14 protein-coding genes are annotated in these 17,891 nt (G+C 37.1%); 3 read left to right on the forward strand and 11 right to left on the reverse strand.

What is annotated here, in order from left to right:
- Positions 1–1,474, forward strand: a 1,474-nt coding sequence (locus ACRDEC_RS11765) for a M1 family aminopeptidase (RefSeq protein ID WP_431498545.1), incomplete at its 5' end; no start/stop codon positions are given.
- 340 nt (positions 1,475–1,814) lie between these two features.
- On the forward strand, positions 1,815–2,342 hold the full coding sequence (locus ACRDEC_RS11770) for a hypothetical protein (RefSeq protein ID WP_431498546.1): 528 nt from the start codon (positions 1,815–1,817) through the stop codon (positions 2,340–2,342).
- Positions 2,343–2,381: 39 nt separating this feature from the next.
- Here ACRDEC_RS11770 and ACRDEC_RS11775 read toward each other — a convergent pair whose 3' ends face one another.
- The 4 genes from ACRDEC_RS11775 to clpB all read right to left on the reverse strand — a co-directional run bounded on the left by ACRDEC_RS11775 (position 2,382) and on the right by clpB (position 9,614).
- Positions 2,382–3,626, reverse strand: coding sequence for an MFS transporter (locus ACRDEC_RS11775; protein ID WP_431498547.1), 1,245 nt, complete (start codon positions 3,624–3,626; stop codon positions 2,382–2,384).
- Positions 3,627–4,037: 411 nt separating this feature from the next.
- On the reverse strand, positions 4,038–5,543 hold the full coding sequence (locus ACRDEC_RS11780; RefSeq protein ID WP_431498548.1) for a hypothetical protein: 1,506 nt from the start codon (positions 5,541–5,543) through the stop codon (positions 4,038–4,040).
- Positions 5,544–5,552: 9 nt separating this feature from the next.
- Positions 5,553–6,692, reverse strand: coding sequence for an ABC transporter ATP-binding protein (locus ACRDEC_RS11785; RefSeq protein WP_431498549.1), 1,140 nt, complete (start codon positions 6,690–6,692; stop codon positions 5,553–5,555).
- Positions 6,693–6,995: 303 nt separating this feature from the next.
- A complete protein-coding gene (clpB, locus tag ACRDEC_RS11790) occupies positions 6,996–9,614 on the reverse strand; it encodes an ATP-dependent chaperone ClpB (protein WP_431498550.1) in 2,619 nt (872 codons plus the stop codon).
- Positions 9,615–9,931: 317 nt separating this feature from the next.
- On the opposite strand from clpB, the gene ytxJ reads away from it, so the two are divergent.
- Positions 9,932–10,321, forward strand: a complete 390-nt coding sequence (gene ytxJ, locus ACRDEC_RS11795; protein ID WP_431498551.1) for a bacillithiol system redox-active protein YtxJ — start codon at positions 9,932–9,934, stop codon at positions 10,319–10,321.
- A gap of 49 nt (positions 10,322–10,370) precedes the next feature.
- Here ytxJ and argH read toward each other — a convergent pair whose 3' ends face one another.
- From argH to ACRDEC_RS11830, 7 genes are all read right to left on the reverse strand, one after another.
- Positions 10,371–11,651 (reverse strand): argininosuccinate lyase, encoded by a 1,281-nt coding sequence (gene argH, locus ACRDEC_RS11800; RefSeq protein ID WP_431498552.1) that lies wholly within the window; start codon positions 11,649–11,651, stop codon positions 10,371–10,373.
- Between the two features lie 61 nt (positions 11,652–11,712).
- On the reverse strand, positions 11,713–12,804 hold the full coding sequence (locus ACRDEC_RS11805; protein WP_431498553.1) for a M20 family metallo-hydrolase: 1,092 nt from the start codon (positions 12,802–12,804) through the stop codon (positions 11,713–11,715).
- Positions 12,801–13,586 (reverse strand): acetylglutamate kinase, encoded by a 786-nt coding sequence (gene argB, locus ACRDEC_RS11810; protein ID WP_431498554.1) that lies wholly within the window; start codon positions 13,584–13,586, stop codon positions 12,801–12,803. Before argB ends, ACRDEC_RS11805 begins: the two co-directional genes overlap by 4 nt.
- Positions 13,573–14,526 carry an N-acetylornithine carbamoyltransferase gene (locus tag ACRDEC_RS11815; RefSeq protein WP_431498555.1) on the reverse strand — a complete coding sequence of 318 codons (954 nt, stop codon included), beginning with the start codon at positions 14,524–14,526 and terminating at the stop codon, positions 13,573–13,575. Before ACRDEC_RS11815 ends, argB begins: the two co-directional genes overlap by 14 nt.
- 6 nt (positions 14,527–14,532) lie before the next feature.
- The gene (locus tag ACRDEC_RS11820) at positions 14,533–15,669 is read right to left on the reverse strand and encodes an aspartate aminotransferase family protein (protein WP_431498556.1); all 1,137 of its coding nucleotides are present in this window, start codon (positions 15,667–15,669) and stop codon (positions 14,533–14,535) included.
- Between the two features lie 31 nt (positions 15,670–15,700).
- A complete protein-coding gene (gene argC, locus ACRDEC_RS11825; RefSeq protein WP_431498557.1) occupies positions 15,701–16,678 on the reverse strand; it encodes an N-acetyl-gamma-glutamyl-phosphate reductase in 978 nt (325 codons plus the stop codon).
- Positions 16,671–17,891 (reverse strand): argininosuccinate synthase, encoded by a 1,221-nt coding sequence (locus ACRDEC_RS11830; protein ID WP_431498558.1) that lies wholly within the window; start codon positions 17,889–17,891, stop codon positions 16,671–16,673. The genes argC and ACRDEC_RS11830 overlap by 8 nt, the downstream gene beginning before the upstream one ends.

A 17,891-nucleotide genomic window follows, 5' to 3' on the forward strand; every position in this document is an offset into this window, starting at 1 on the left:
AACTTGTTCAGGAGAACTCCTAAATCCGACAGAAGTATATACTGTTGAGCAGCAAAAGCGTTGGGAACAAGCGAAGCAAAGTGATAAAACAGTTATCATCCGTTCAGCGGAAGAAGTGACAAATGCTACTTCACGTCCTACAGGAAAATCAACATTGACATGGAAATTCAAAATTAAAAACTCTCGTGACGCTTCTTGGGGATCTTCAGCTGCATTTATTATCGACGCAGCCAGAATCAATTTGCCGAGCGGTAAAAAATCATTGGCTATTTCGGCTTATCCGATGGAAAGTAACGGTAATGATGCTTGGGGACGTTCTACAGAATATACAAAAGCATCTATTGAAAATTATTCTAAACGTTGGTTCGAGTATCCTTATCCTGCTGCAACAAATGTGGCCGGGAATGTTGGCGGAATGGAATATCCGGGTATTGTATTTTGTAATTGGTCTGACAAAGGAGACAATTTATGGGGTGTAACAGATCATGAATTTGGACATATTTGGTTCCCAATGATTGTGGGGTCAAACGAAAGATTGTTTGCCTGGATGGACGAAGGATTTAATACTTTTATCAATTCGTTAAGTGCAGAAGATTTCAATAAAGGAGAATACAAACATCCTGCGAAGGATATGCACAAAATGTCAGGAATGCTGACCAATCCTGATATTGAACCTGTTTATACTGCTCCTGACGGTTTAAAAGAAGTCAATTTAGGTATTTTAGGTTATGAAAAACCGGGTTGCGGTTTGACTATGTTGCGTGAACAAGTGCTAGGAAAAGAAAGATTCGATAAAGCCTTCAGAACTTATGTTGCCAGATGGGCTTTTAAACACCCGGCTCCCGATGATTTCTTCAGAACTATTGAAAATGTTTCTGGGGAAGATTTGAACTGGTTTTGGAGAAGCTGGTTTATCAATAACTGGAAATTGGATCAGGCAATAACCAAAGTCAAATATGTGAAAAACGACCCTAAACAAGGTGCTGTAATCACTATTGAAAATTTACAAAAAATGCCTATGCCGGTTACAGTTGAAGTGAAGACGAAAAGTGGTGCAGTATCCAGAACAGTACTTCCTGTTGAAATTTGGGAACGTAATGTAACATGGACATTCAAATACAATTCGATTGAAGAGCTGGAAAGCATTACTTTAGATCCTAACCATGCACTGCCTGATATGAATTCAGAGAATAATGTATGGACCAATGCAAAGAACGGCGTGGAGAAAGTAATTCTTTATGACGCTTATTTAGGAGATTATTCGAGCAAACAGGTTCCTTTTATAATTCACATCACACAAGAAGATGATGATTTGATTGTACATGCAGAAGGACAGGGAAGAGCACCATTTGCAGATAAAGGAAATGGGAAATTTACTTTGGAAGCCGAAGGAGTAAATATTCAATTTAACGATCAGAAAACGGGCTTCAAGCTTTCGATGGGAAATCAAAACTTTGACTTTAATAAAGGATAATTGTTTTCTTTCTTACTATAAATCCAATCTGTTTCAGGTTGGATTTTTTATTTTATTAAGTTTTTTTTTGTAATTCCGGCTATCGGATTCTTACTAATTATATCGTTTTTAATTAACTTTTGATATAGAAAGAATTAACAGACGGCATAAACTATATAAACTAATTTTACATGAGGACTTAAAAAATCCTTTAAAAAACTCCCAGTAATTCTACCTAAAATTTTGACGACTAGTTATTTTTAAAAATCTAAATAACAAAAAGGGGAAGTAAAAGTATGCCTTCAATAGATTTTTAGCCTCAAGAAGTAAATGTTCCAATATTAATTTAAAAACAAATATTATGAGATTAATTATTATTTTGTTTTTTTTAGGTGTAAATACATTTTCTTATTCTCAATCTAAAACGAACAGTAGTTCAAATGGCAATGTCGATATTGAAGAGTTGCCAGCAGTAGTTATTAAAAGTGCAGGTAAAGATTTTTCCGTTTACTTGCCAGACAGGAATCCTGATTCTACCGTTAGAAAGCTTCAGGATAATTTTATAGCATATGATCTAGGTAAGGATTACGAAGGTTATGAATTGTATTTAGTTACAATGCAACTTGAAAAAGGTTCTTTGGCTGCAACATATAATGAAAACGGCAAGCTAATCAGTGTCGTTGAAGTTTATAAAAATGTAAAATTGCCAAGTGCTGTTATTTACTCTGTTTATAAAGCATTTCCGGGATGGGAAATAGTAAATGATAAATTTTTGTACACACAGGAAGACGGTGATGTTACCAAAAAAGAATATTCTCTCAAAATTAAAAAGGATAAAGAGACTAAAAAGCTGATAGTCAATCCTAATGGAGAGATTTTAAAAAGCTAGATAAAAAAAGCTTCCATTAAACCGGAAGCTTTTTCTTTTTTATTCTATAAATTCCAAATCTTTATCGTGTGTTTCAGCAATGGTCAGCGTGGAGTAAATACCCAATAAGAAAGCAACAAATCCCACTATCGAGGCAGCTATAATTACACCATTGTTTATTTTTAAACTGTCAAAAAAGTATAACATTGCCGGAACCAAACCTCTGACCATATTGGGAATTGTAGTAGTAGCTGTGCTTCGAATATTTGTTCCGAACTGTTCTGCTCCAACGGTTACAAACATAGCCCAATAACCAGTTCCCAGACCTAACCAGCCACAATAGAAATAATACATGTTTTCGGATTTTGTCCCACTGAAAAGCATCAGGATAATACCAATCAAAGTAAACAGCATCATATATAAAATGGCTTTTTTTCGTGAACGGAGCCAATGTGAAATAAAACCGCTGGCAAAATCTCCAATAGAAATCCCAACGTAAGCCCACATGATTGCTTTTCCGGGAGTAATGGAAGTAATCCCCATTACTGGTGCAAACTGATTAGCCATAACAGCCAGAATCCCGATGCAGTACCAGGTAGGCAGTCCGATGGCGATGCATTTCAGGTATTTGATGAGACGCTCTTTATGGGTGAAAAAAGAAAGAAAATTTCCTTTTTGAATGGCTCTGGAATGCTCAATACTCTTAAAGATCCCAGATTCAGCTACACTTACGCGGAGCAGTAATAGTAACAGACCTAATCCGCCACCAATAAAATAAGCAATGGTCCAGTCTCCGGCTAATTCTACTGTGAGCTGTGCTACGACAGCACCTAATAATCCGAAACCAGCCACAATGGAAGTTCCGATGGCGCGCAATTGTTTAGGCAACGATTCGGAAACTAAGGTAATTCCGGCTCCCAATTCTCCGGCAAGGCCAATTCCTGCAACGAAACGAAGCAGGGCGTATACTACGGCTTTGTTTTCAAAAGGGAATTGCGGTAAAAAGCCGCAGGCAATATTGGCTAATGAATACACTAAAATAGAACCGAACAATACGGATAACCTTCCTTTTTTATCACCTAAAATGCCCCAGAGAATCCCGCCAATCAGTAAACCGATCATCTGTGAATTAAGAATCATGGTTCCGGTCGTATCTGCATTAAGACCTAAGTCTTTCAAACTGGGAACCCGCACTATCCCGAAAAGCAATAAATCGTAAATATCTACAAAGTAACCTAAAGCGGCAACGATAACAGGAAAGGATAAAAGGTGTTTCAGTTTTTGACTGGTGGTAAAGGTCTCCATTTTTGGTTTTTGGTTTGGATTCCAAAAATAGGAAAATAATTGGATTGAGGGTTTTACTTTTTTTCTTGATAAAAAAAGTAACAAAAAAATCAAGCCTGCATCGTACAGAAGTAAAATAAGTAATTACAGAATCGAAATATACTTTCACAGAAGTGAAATAGATAATTACAGAAGCAAAATAAGAAATCACAGAATGAAATACGCTTTCACAGAAGTGAAATATGGAATTACAGAATAGAAATATACTTTCACAGAAGTGAAATAGATAATTACAGAAGCAAAATAAGGAATCACAGAACGAAATACGCTTTCACAGAAGTGAAATAGGCATTTACATCAGCAGAATGAACCTTTATATCAAAAATAAAAACACCTGGTCGATTTTAAATCAGCCAGGTGTATGTTATAAAGTTATTCTTCCGAAATTCCTTTCCAATGTCTGATGTTCCTGGTGAAGAAGAACATAGAAATGAAAACAATAATAAGGTTAATCGTAAGCATATCAATAGCATAGAAGGTTAAAGTCTGATAATAGGGGTCAGAATAATAATCTCCTAAATGACGGATGGATTTCAGGTACAATTCCTGATAGGTTAAATAACAAAGAGGAATTAAGGAGCCAAACAGCCATAAAATCAGATTCAATACTATCATCGAATATTTCTTGCCTGATTTACGAATATTGATATTGATGAAATAAATGAAAAATACGATAATACTTAAAATCATCAGTATGCTGTACACCAAAGATTCCGATGAAGCAGCAGATATTATCCCAAAAATAATATTCATAATGCCCAATCCTACAACGGCAATCAGCCAGCTTTTACCTGAAGTTACTCTAAAAGAAAGGATTAATAATGACAATCCGAAGGCCATGTAAAATAAGACCAATAAGGCTTCCTGCTGGAAAACAGATTTTGTAAATGCTCTTGCCACTTCACTATAGTTATGGAAAAGCGTGTTTCGTTCAATAAAATACTTAGAATATTTTCTGGCAGTGGCTTCCATAGCAATTGCAGAGGTGTCTACAACAGCAGTTTCATAATCACTATAATCCGTAGTGTAAATGTCTGGATTCTCATCTGTTGGACTGTTTCGGCTGATTAATTCATATTTGCTGAATTCTGGGTAATTGTACGTGATTTCAAACCATTTGTCAAGCGTTAAATTAGTTTCCAGCTGATGCTCTTTTATAATTGCAAGATAGTCCTGCATGATTTTTTTTACCTCCTGCGATTTGTTTTCGGCTAATAGTTTTCTGACTGCTATTACTCTCAAGGAATCTTCTTCATGGCTTGTAAAACTGAATCCTTCTGTGTTTCTGTTGATTAAGGCAGTTGGTGAATATTTTTTGCCAAAAATCCTAACATAATCTTTGTATACAGTTGAAGTATATACCGGAGTTCCATCGATTACTGTGTCTCTAAATACGGAATTTGTCGAATCAATTTCCGGATCATCAAATCCTGCATCAATAAAAAAATCAGCTTTAGAGATGGTTTCGCATCTTTTTCTGGCGGTTTCTTCATCGATATAATTTCTTTTGTGCAATTGTCTTCCGTATTCAAATGGAAAATAAAAGGCACTAAGTAAAATAACAATAACCAGTATTTGGATCCATTCGAAAAACAGCGCATTTTTACTTTTTGGATAAAAAGATTTGAAAGAGTTGTTTTTAAAATAATTGACCAGCCAAAGGATGAGTATAATTACAGAAATAAGGAAACAGAAACTGAAAAACGTAAAGTCGAGATCCGAATCATAACGTTCTTTAAAATTGATTGTTCCGTCTGCATAACCAACAAAAAAATAGAGTAGGTTAATCAATAACCCTATGCATACCATTGGGATAAACCGGGTATTCCAGAGTAAAGGGTATTTTAATAATAATTGCTTTTGTATATTTTTGAACATAATCTTGTTTTATTTGACGAAAAATCTTCGGGTAGAATGGGTAATGTTTCTCAGGTAATTGATTTGAATTTGCTCTTCAATCAATGTTTTCATAAAATCGGAAATGGTAATTTCCAAAGGGAATGTGGCAATTAATGTTCCCCCGTTTTGTTCCAGGGAAATCAAATTGAGCTTTCCTAATTTCTGGTTTAAAACACTGATGGTTTCTGAGGTTTCAAATTCGACTATAAAGTGATGTTCCTGAGATTCTTCTGATTTTAGATTGCGTTGTGAGCCTTGTTTTAAGAAAACGACCTGATTGGAAGTTTTTTCAACTTCATACAATTGTTGTGAACTCAATACGATGGCAATGGGTCTGAAAGCTGAGTTGGCGATGTTTCTGAAATCATCCAAAATGGTTTGTTGTGCGAGGATGTCCAGATTGGCTAATGGCTCATCAATCAATAAAACCTGGGGCTTTCTTAGTAACATTCGGGCCAGCTCAAAACGCATTTTGTAACCGGAGGATAATCCGTTCCAATTGTAATTTCTGAATTTTCGTAATCCTAAACGCGTGATGATCAGATCGACAACTAAATTGTTTTCTTCAGGAGAATAGCCGTAGCAACTCGCCGAAAATTCTAAATTTTTGTACATAGAGCCACGCCATGTTTCTGTGCGCTGTGGAATATAAACCAGCTTCGTTCTTAAATCGTACAAATCATCGTATTGGAAATGGTATTTTATCTGACCTGAAGTTGGATGCAATTCGCCACAAATACTGCGTAATAAAGTGGTTTTCCCGTTTCCGTTTTCACCAACAAGACCAATTATTTCTCCCGATTTGATGTCTAAAGAGATTGGCCCCAAAGCAAAATGCGAACTGTATACTTTCTTAAGGTTTTCAATTGCTATAACAGTCTGGTGTATTTTGGTTTCTTTTTGGCTCAATACAGTATGTAAATCATCCAAAAGTAAGGTAAGACGATCTTTAACCGCAAGAGCTTCTGTATTTGTATCATGCCAATTCAGGAAATCATTAGTTTTTTTGTAGAAGGCGATATCTTCCGTATCTAAAGTAAAATCGATGATTCGCTTAATAACCTGGGGATAATCGTCAAACTGAAGTAATTCCTTTACTTCGAGGTATTGTTTTTCAAATAAATTCATATAATTTTTACAGGCATTTTTTAATGTTGAAGAATAGCTCTTTCAAAGGTGTTTTTTAGAGAATGCAACAGATTTAGGTTGTTGGCTAAAGTAGTAAATTAAAAAGCACAATTTTGCATTAAAAGCTCGTTTTATTTCTTCAATTGATTTTTGAATTCGTATTATACAAGATCTTTCTGAAGTTAGTGAAAAAGTATAAAATGGAGTAGTGTAATTCAATATCCGTATACAAAAAAATACCTGGCAGATTCCGAAAAACCTGCCAGGTACCAACCAAAAACAAAAATATGAAAAGACTAGATTTTATTTGAGATTTACCTCAGAATCGATAGGCGTCTGATTCCTGAAAACCAATTGACCATCAAAACTGTCCAGTAAAATAATACTGTCCGTTGTTACTTTTCCTGAGAGAATTTCTTTGGAAAGCTGGTTGAGAACTTCTCTTTGAATAACTCGTTTTACAGGTCTTGCCCCGAATTGAGGATCGTATCCTTTTTCCGCAAGATAATCAACAGCTTCTTTAGTGGCATCCATCGTAATGTTTTGCAATGCCAGCATTTTAATAACATTTTTAAGCTGTAAGCCTACAATTTCCCTGATATTACTGTTGCTCAACGGTGTAAACATCACAATTTCATCGATACGGTTGATGAATTCCGGACGAACGGTTTGTTTTAGTAAACCTAACACTTCGACTTTAGCAGCTTCGGTAGCGGCTTCGACACTTCCTTTTAAGTTCTCGAATTTCTCTTGTATAATAGTGCTTCCCATATTGGAAGTCATAATGATAATAGTGTTTTTAAAATCAGCTAACCTTCCTTTATTGTCGGTTAATCTTCCTTCATCCAAAACTTGTAACAGAATGTTGAAAGTATCAGGATGTGCTTTTTCAATTTCATCTAACAAGATAACAGAATACGGTTTACGTCTCACGGCTTCAGTGAGTTGTCCTCCTTCATCATAACCAACATATCCCGGAGGAGCACCTACTAAGCGGCTTACACTGTGACGCTCCTGATATTCACTCATGTCAATACGAGTCAGGGCATTTTCATCATCAAATAAATATTCTGCCAAGGCTTTTGCCAATTCGGTTTTACCCACACCAGTAGTTCCAAGGAAAAGGAAGGTACCAATAGGTTTTTTGGCATCCTGTAATCCTGCCCGGCTACGTCGTACGGCATCGCTGATGGCTTCAATAGCTTCTTCCTGACCTACAACTCTGTTATGAAGCTCGTCTTCCAGACGCAAGAGTTTTTCCCTTTCGCCCTGAAGCATTTTCATGACTGGAACTCCGGTCCATTTGGCTACGACTTCGGCAATATCTTCACGCGTTACTTCTTCTTTGATTAAAGATTTATCCGATTGGTTCTCCTGCAACTGTTTCTGCAGTGTGTCCAATGTAGATTGCGCTTCTTTGATTTTTCCATAACGGATTTCGGCTACTTTTCCGTAATCGCCATCTCGTTCGGCGCGTTCGGCTTCAAGCTTATAATCTTCAATCTGATGTTTTACCGATTGTATGTTGTCGACCAAGTCTTTTTCCGATTTCCAGCGGGCGTAGATTTCGTTGCGTTCTTCTTTGAGATTGGCTAAATCCAAACCAAGAGATTTTAGTTTGATCTCGTCGTTTTCTCTTTTAATTGCTTCGATTTCAATTTCCAGCTGCATAATTTTTCTGTCCAAAACATCTAATTCTTCCGGTTTGGAATTGATTTCCATACGCAATTTAGAAGCCGCTTCGTCCATCAAGTCAATAGCTTTATCCGGCAGGAAACGATTTGTGATATAGCGTTGCGATAATTCTACTGCAGCAATAATAGCGTCGTCTTTGATGCGTACTTTGTGATGCGTTTCGTATTTCTCCTTAATACCTCGAAGGATGGAAATAGCACTTTCTGTATCAGGTTCGTCTACATTTACTTTTTGGAAACGACGCTCTAAGGCTTTGTCTTTTTCGAAATATTTTTGATATTCATCCAAAGTCGTGGCTCCTATAGCTCTCAGTTCTCCACGAGCCAAGGCTGGTTTTAGGATATTTGCAGCATCCATAGCGCCTTCACCACCTCCTGCGCCAACAAGAGTATGGATTTCATCAATAAAAAGTACGATGTCACCTTCTGCAGAAGTAACTTCTTTCACAACTGATTTCAGGCGCTCTTCGAATTCTCCTTTGTATTTTGCTCCGGCAATCAGCGCTCCCATATCAAGCGAGTATACGACTTTGTCTTTTAGATTTTCAGGTACGTCTCCATCGACAATACGGTGTGCCAAACCTTCGGCAATAGCTGTTTTACCTACGCCGGGCTCACCTACAAGCATTGGGTTGTTTTTTGTTCTTCGGGTAAGAATCTGCAACACACGACGAATTTCCTCATCACGGCCAATTACAGGATCGAGTTTGCCTTCTTTAGCTAATTCGTTGAGGTTTTTGGCGTATTTATTTAGTGCATTATAGGTTTCTTCGGCTGAAGCAGAAGTTACTCTTTCTCCTTTACGAATTTCATTGATAGCAGCCTGCAGGCTTTTCTCGGTTACACCTTGATCTTTTAAAATCTGAGCTACTTTGCTTTTGGATTTGAATATGGCCAGAATTAAATGTTCTATAGAAACATATTCATCATTCATTTTCTTTGCGATGTTGTTTGCATCATTCAGCATGGTCGATGCCTCACGGGAAAATAACATTTCTCCACCTGAAACTTTTGGAAAGTTTTGAATGGTCTTGTCCAGTATTTGTTTGAACAGATCGACGTTGATGTTCAGTTTTTTTAGGATGAAGGGTGCTACATTATCATCTACTTCCAATATTCCTTTGAAGATATGTTCGTTTTCTACCAGTTGTTGGCCGAAGCCTTGCGTAATTTGCTGGGCTTTTTGCAAGGACTCCTGCGATTTGATTGTTAAATTATTTAGGTTCATATTGTTAATTACTTTTAAGTATTGTTAATCGTATTTGTTTAGCTTTGCAGGTTAATGAACAATTTGTATTCCAATGATGATTTTCGGTCAAAATGACTGTTTTTTCGTGATTTTCAGTATTAAATAAAGACAAAATGTCAGAAAATAAGACAAAATAGGAACTTTCTGGTAAAAAATCTTTTTCCAGACCCTTTTAGTTTTTAAATTTAATAACCAAAGCCGGTTTGAAAAGTTAATTTTGTTCATGGAAAGCATCATTTACAAGAGGATAGTGCTATTTTGAAGAATCAATATCAATTAATTGAAAAAGAAAAAGAATGAGTTTTTTAAAGAAAATATTTAACAATACTGAAGAAAATCAGAATATTTCAAAAGTAGCATGGATACCTGTTACCGATTTAGATCAATTGGATGATATGGCGGACAAGTCTAATGAACAGTCAATATTGATTTTTAAACACAGTACCCGTTGTGCCATCAGCAGAATGGCTTTGAAACAGTTTGAAAATGAATACAATATTGCTGCTGATAAAATGAAATTATATTTTCTGGATTTATTGGAATACCGATCCATTTCGAATGAAATTACGGAACGTTTCGGAGTAGTGCATCAATCACCTCAATTGATTGTAATTAAGGATGGAAAGGCTGTTTATAATGCATCCCACAGCGACATTCAAGCCGAAGATATCTTGAATTTTGTTTAGTACAATTCTTGTAAAATAGAAAAAGGCTGATGTTATTCAGCCTTTTTTATCAATAAGATGCTGTCATTTTTTGTCTTATTTCTTCGAGACACAAATTGTTGATACTTCCTTCGTGGGTATGCTTTGTTGCTTCCGGAACTTTAAATTTTCCATTTTCAAGTTGTTCAGAAACCATTTTATAAGCATCTCTAAACGGAATACCACTCACAACCATTTCGTTGATAGAATCTACTGTAAAAGAGTATTTGTATTTTGGATCGTCAAAAATAGTTTCTTTTATTACCATATCTTTTATTGCATAATGCATCATTTCCAAACAAGATTTTAAACTTTTGATAGCAGGAAATAAGCTTTCTTTTAATAATTGATAATCCCTATGGTAACCGCTTGGTAAGTTGTTTGTGAGAAGCGTTAATTCATACGGAAGGCTTTGAATTTTATTTGATTTACCTCTGATGAGTTCAAAAATATCCGGATTTTTCTTGTGTGGCATAATGCTCGAACCAGTAGTTAAATGACTGGGTAACGCTATAAAATCGAAATTCTGGCTCAAGTACAAACAAGTGTCCATTGCCAGTTTTGACAAAGTTCCTGCAAGGCTGCTCATAGCAAAAGCCATTGTTTTTTCTGATTTTCCACGGCTCATTTGGGCTGCAACTACATTGTACTTTAAGGTGGAAAAACCCAAGGCTTCGGTAGTGAATGTCCTGTCAATAGGAAAAGAACTTCCGTAGCCGGCTGCTGAACCCAGTGGATTTTGATTGACTATTTTGAATGCCGCATTTAACATTGTAATGTCATCAATCAGGCTTTCTGCATATGCCGAAAACCACAGTCCAAAGGAAGACGGCATAGCGACTTGCAAATGCGTATAACCAGGCAATAAGACGTGCTGGTTTTTCTCCGCCAGTTCCATCAACAGTTCAAAAAGAGTTGCAGTTAAGGTCTTAATAACTGTAATTTCATCTTTCAGATACAGGTGCATATCAACCAGCACCTGATCGTTTCTGGAACGTGCCGTATGGATTTTCTTTCCAGTATCTCCGAGTTTCTCAATAAGCAGGTATTCAATTTTGGAATGTACATCTTCAAAAGTATTTTCAATTGTAAATGTACCTGTTTCAATAGTTGTCAGAATAGTTTCCAATGCTTCAACCAAATCCTCAGTTTCCTGTGTTGTTATCAGACCGGTTTTAGCCAGCATTTTGGCATGACCAATGGAACCCAAAACATCGTATCTTGCCAGAACGGTGTCTAATTCCCTGTCATTTCCAACGGTAAACTGTTCAATTTTCTGATCCGTTGGTATTCCTTTTTCCCATAGTTTCATATACTGTATTTTTAATGGAATTTTGCATCGCCATGAAGCGATATTCTTTCGTATTTATATTTTAAAGAGAAGTTGTTGTTTCATCTTGCTGTAAAAAGCCCGTGAGTATTTTGACATACAATTCAATTCCTTGCTCAATTTCATGTCTGTAAATAAATTCATCTGCAGTATGCGAACGCAATGAGTTTCCTGGTCCCAGTTTCAATGACTGGCAGCTTAAAACAGACTGGTCGGAAAGTGTTGGTGAACCATAAGTTGTTCTTCCCAACGTTCTTCCGCTTTGCACAAGAAGGTGGTTTTTATCGATAGAAGAGGAGCGAAGATGCAACGAGCGCGGATGAATAGTAGCGTTTATATGTTGGCTGACAATCTCCAAGATTCCTTCATTGGTATAACAATCGTTTACACGGATATCAACAACCAGATGGCATTCGGAAGGAACTACATTATGCTGTTTACCGGCATTGATTTGGGTAACAGTCATTTTTACCGGGCCCAAAACTTCAGAGATTTTTTCGAATTCGTAAGTTTTAAACCAATGAATAACTTCCATAGCATTGTAAATCGGATTATTTGGATTGGTATGCGCTGCATGGCTGGCGGTTCCTGAAACAACAACATCTAAAACCAACAATCCTTTTTCGGCTATAGCCAATTGCATCTCTGTTGGTTCACCCACAATGGCACAATCCAGTTTAGGCAAATGCATCAATATACTGTTCAGACCATTTGGCCCACTGCTTTCTTCTTCTGCTGAAGCTACTATTACCAGATTATGTGACAGATTTTCCTGCTGATAGAAATAAGTAAAGGTAGCCAGTAAAGAAACCAGACAACCTCCTGCATCGTTGCTACCTAATCCAAAGAGTTTTCCTTCTTCTTCGATGGCTGAAAAAGGATCCAATGTGTAACCTTGATTAGGGTTAACAGTATCATGATGCGAATTGAGCAATAAGGTAGGTTTTGAAGTATCAAAATGATAGTTGTAAGCCCAGATATTATTGTTTTTTCTTTTAAAGGGAATGTTATTTTTGTCAAACCAGTTGGCAATTAAAAGCGCTGTTTGGTTTTCTTCACTTGAAAAAGAAGGTGTTTCAATGAGTTTTTTTAATAAAGTTATGGCTTCGGTTGTTAATGTTGTGGTTGTTTTCATAATTGAATAGAAGTGTAAATAGAATCCGATTGCCCAATAATGGAATGATGCCCGATGATAATTTGCTGCACACCTTTTGAGAGCGCATAAAAGCAATTATCCAGCTTTGGAATCATCCCGGAATGAATTGCCCCAATAGCAAGGAGATCTCTGTATTTTGACTGATTGATTTGAGAAATAACGGAATTTTCATCTTCGGTATTGATCAAAACGCCTTGCTTTTCGAAGCAATAAATAACTTTTACGTCATAGTGTTTGGACAATGCAATGCCTAATTCAGAAGTAATCGTATCTGCATTTGTGTTTAGCAACTGTCCTTTTCCATCGTGTGTAATGGCACAGAAAACAGGAACAATTTCTTGCTCTATGAGTTTGTAAATCAGTTCACTATTGATCGAAACAACATCCCCTACAAAACCAAAATTGATTTCTGCATTTTTTCTTTTTTGAGAAAGAATTGTATTTCCATCGGCACCTGAAAACCCAATAGCCGTTACTCCTGATGCATTTAACTGCGCCACAATCTTTTTGTTTAGCAAACCGGCATAGGTCATAATAGCAACGTCCAGCATGGGAGCATCCGTGATTCTTCTTCCGTCAATCATTTGAGGGACTAATCCTAGCTTTTCAGCAATACGGCTGGCTTCTTTGCCACCACCGTGTACTAAAATTTTAGGACCTTCTATTTTTGAAAAAGCAATTAATACATTGATTAAAGCTTCGGTATCATCAATAACGTTTCCACCAATTTTAACGAGTGTTATCTTTTTATTTGTTTCCATTTTTTAATAGTTGTGTTAGTACCGCCTGGGCAGCATAAGTTCTGTTGTTTGCCTGTGGGATTACAATAGAAGATTCACCATCTAAAACAGCATCGGTTACAATTTGATTTCTTCTCACCGGAAGGCAATGCATAAATTTGGCATGGTTTGTCAATTCCATTTTTTCAGTAGTTACCATCCATGATGCATCCTGTGAGGTAATTTTTCCATAATCGTTGTAATTGCTCCAGTTTTTGGCATAGATAAAATCGGCACCTTTGAAAGCTTCTTCCTGATTGTGGCTGATGGTACTGCCTTTTGTTACTTCCGGATTGAGTTCGTACCCTTGCGGATGCGTGATGACAAAATCGACATCAGCCAGTTGCATCATCTTTACGAAAGAATTGGGCACAGCATGGGGCAATGCTTTAGGATGTGGCGCCCAGGTTAATACTACTTTCGGTTTTCTCTTTGTTTTATATTCCTGTATGGTCAATATGTCGGCGAGAGCCTGTAGCGGATGTTCTGTAGCTCCTTCCAAACTGATGACAGGGACAGAAGTATATTTTACAAAAGAATTGATAACATAGTCTTTCTCATCTTTTTCTTTATTGGTTAAGCCAGGGAAGCTTCTGATGGCAATAATATCGCAATATTGAGAAATGACTTGCGCTGCTTCTTTAATATGTTCCGATTTATCGCCATTCATTACAACTCCGTCTTCAAATTCCAGACTCCAGCCTTCGTTGTTGAGATTCATGGTAATACAGTTCATACCCAAATTAGCCGCTGCTTTTTGTGTGCTCAATCTGGTTCTCAAACTCGGATTAAAAAATAGCAATCCAAGCGTTTTGTTTTTCCCAAGCGACTGATTAGTGTAAGGGTCCGATTTGATATTTTTTGCCAGTAGCAGCAATTCATCCAAATCTTCTATATGGTCTACTGATGTATAATGTTTCATAGTAATTTAATTTAATGTTGCCAATGCGTTTTTTAATCCTTTTACAAAGAAATCGATGGCTTCTTTTGTGATATTGAGAGGTGGAAGAATGCGCAACAGATTCTTCTGAGAAGCGCTTCCTGTGAATATAAACTCGTCATAAATCAGTTTTTCACGCAAAGGATTTACTTCAAAATCAAATTCCAATCCGAGCATTAATCCTCTGCCTTTGGTATTTTTGATTTCAGGAATTTGTTTCATCTGATGGATAAAATAATCGTTCTGAATTTTTACATTTTCTATCAGATCTTCTTTTTCTATAGTTTCCAGTACCGAAAGAGCCGCTGCACATGCCAAATGATTTCCACCAAAGGTAGTTCCCAACAATCCGTAGGAAGCTTTAAACTTAGGACTAATCAGGATGCCGCCAATAGGAAATCCGTTACCCATTCCTTTAGCCATAGAAATGATATCAGGTTGGATGGTATGATGTTGATGTGCGAAGAATTTTCCGGAACGGCCGTAACCGCTTTGAATTTCATCTAAAATTAAGATTACATTATGATCATGGCACAATTTTTTCAAAGCCTGGAAGAATTCGGTGGTTCCTTCATCCAAACCGCCAACACCTTGGATTCCTTCGATAATCACTGCAGAAACATCGCCTTTGGTAATTTCAATTTCTACTAAATTTATATCATTTAAAGGAAGGAAAACCACTTCATGATTAGCATTGATTGGTGCCACAATTGATGGATTATCGGTTACAGCCACTGCGGCAGAAGTCCTTCCATGGAACGCTTTGGCGAAAGCAATCACTTTTGATTTTCCGTTATGGAAGGAAGCCAGTTTTAAAGCATTCTCATTGGCTTCAGCCCCGGAATTACACAGGAACAGCGAATAATCGGGATAACCGGAAAGCTGACTTAATTTTGTTCCTACTTTTTCTTGAACAGGATTTTGAATAGAGTTGGAATAAAAACCAATTTTACCTAGTTGTTCGGTAATGGCTTTTACATAAGCAGGATGTGTATGGCCAATGGAGATGACACCATGACCGCCGTAGAAGTCGAGGTATTCCTGATTGTTTTCGCCCCAAACAGCAGCGCCTAAAGCTTTTGTTGGGGTGATATTGTATATGGGATAAACGTTGAATAAATTCATTTTTGATGTATTAATTATTTTATAATTCTGATTAAAAAGCGCCTGATTTTAAATGCAGGCCAGTTTTTTCTTCCAGCCCAAACATCAGATTCATATTTTGGATTGCTTGTCCCGATGCTCCTTTGATGAGGTTGTCCAAAATGGAAGTAACCAACAGATAATCCCCTTTTTTTGTGAGACTGATGATGCATTTGTTGGTTTGCACAACTTGTTTCAGGTGGATGTCTTCGGTGGTTATTACGACAAAAGGACTCTCTTTATAAAAGTCTTCAAACTGTTTTACGATAGTTTCCAGTGGCTTTTCGGTCTTGGTGTACAAAGTGGCAAAAATACCTCTTGTAAAATCACCTCGGTTTGGAATGAATAATAGCTCCTGATCGAAATCGGTTTGCGTTTGAGACAAACTTTGTTTTATTTCATCCAAATGCTGGTGTTCGAACGCCTTATAATGCGACATATTATTGTTTCTCCAGCTGTGGTGTGAGCTACCTGAAGGCTGTACGCCAGCGCCTGTACTTCCGGTTGTAGCGTTAATATGGATACTATTTTGCAATGCCTTATTTTTAGCCAATGGAAGCAAAGCCAATTGGATTGCCGTAGCAAAACATCCCGGATTGGCGATGTAATGCGCTTTTTTAATTTTTGTTTTGTTTAGCTCCGGTAAACCGTAAATAAAAGGGATTCCGTTATAATGAGCTGTTGAAGTCAAACGAAAATCATTGCCTAAATCTATAATTCTGGTATGGCTGGCAAATGGGTTTTCGGACAAAAAAGTCTTTGATTTTCCATGTCCCAAACATAAAAAAACCACATTTACTTTAGGATTTACGGTATCGGTAAACAATAGGCTGGTTTCTCCGAGAAGATCTTGATGCACACTTGAAACCGGTTTTCCGGCATTGGTCGTACTGTACACAAAATCAACCGTGGCACTGGGGTGGTTCTGCAATAATCTCAATAACTCTCCGGCGGTATAACCTGAACCTCCGATGATTCCAATATTAATCATAACTTAGTGTATTTACTTGTGAATAAATAGTTTGTGCGTTACCTAAAATTTTGATGAACCCCTTGGCATCATTAGCTGTCCAGGCATTGTTCATTTCGCCGTATTGTCCGAATTCCGAATTCATTAAATCATGGGGTGATTCGATGCCATCCAATGAAAAATGATATGGTTTTAATGTAACTGTCACTTTTCCGGTCACTGTTTTTTGAGTGTCTTCCAGAAAAAGTTCAATATTTCTCATTACCGGATCCAGAAACTGACCTTCGTGGAATAGCATTCCGTACCAGTTGCCCAGTTGTTCTTTCCAATATTGCTGCCATTTTGTAAGTACATGCTTCTCCAGCAAATGATGCGCTTTGATAATAATCATAGGTGCTGCAGCTTCAAATCCGACTCTGCCTTTGATTCCGATAATTGTATCACCTACATGAATATCTCTTCCAATTGCAAAGACATTGGCCAATTTTTCCAATTTAACGATGTTGTTTTCAGGAGTATCTTTTTGATCGTTTATACTGATCAGTTCTCCTTTTTCAAATGATAAAACCAGTTTTTCTGGTGTTTCTTTCTGTAATGAAGACGGATACGCTTCGTCTGGCAAAGGAAGATGAGAGGTCAGTGTTTCTTTTCCGCCCACGCTCGTTCCCCAAAGCCCTTTATTGATCGAATATTGTGCTTTTTCCCACGAGTAAGAAACACCATTTTGCTGCAGAAATTCGACTTCTTCCTGTCTGGATAATTTTAAATCTCTGATAGGAGTAATGATTTCGATTTCGGGTGCAATAGTCTGGAAAATCAGGTCAAAACGGATTTGATCGTTTCCTGCTCCTGTGCTTCCATGTGCTATTGCTGAAGCGCCATTTGTTTTAGCATATTGGATAACCTCCAATGCCTGAAAAACTCTTTCGGCACTTACTGAAAGCGGATAAGTGTTGTTCTTTAATACATTTCCAAAAATCAGATATTTGATGGCTCTCTGGTAGTATTTTTCAATGATATTGAGGTGAGTATGATGAGTACTTCCTAATTCATAGGCTTTATTTTCGATAGCTTCGAGTTCAGCGTCTGTAAAACCGCCGGTATTGACTAAAACAGTGTGCACTTCAAACCCATTATGGACTAAATATTTGAGGCAATAAGAGGTGTCCAAACCGCCACTATAAGCTAAAACTACTTTTTTGTTTTTTTCAGGGATAGTATTATTAGATGTCAT

Origin of the sequence: Flavobacterium sp., assembly GCF_050696275.1 — a bacterium.
Taxonomy (GTDB): domain Bacteria; phylum Bacteroidota; class Bacteroidia; order Flavobacteriales; family Flavobacteriaceae; genus Flavobacterium.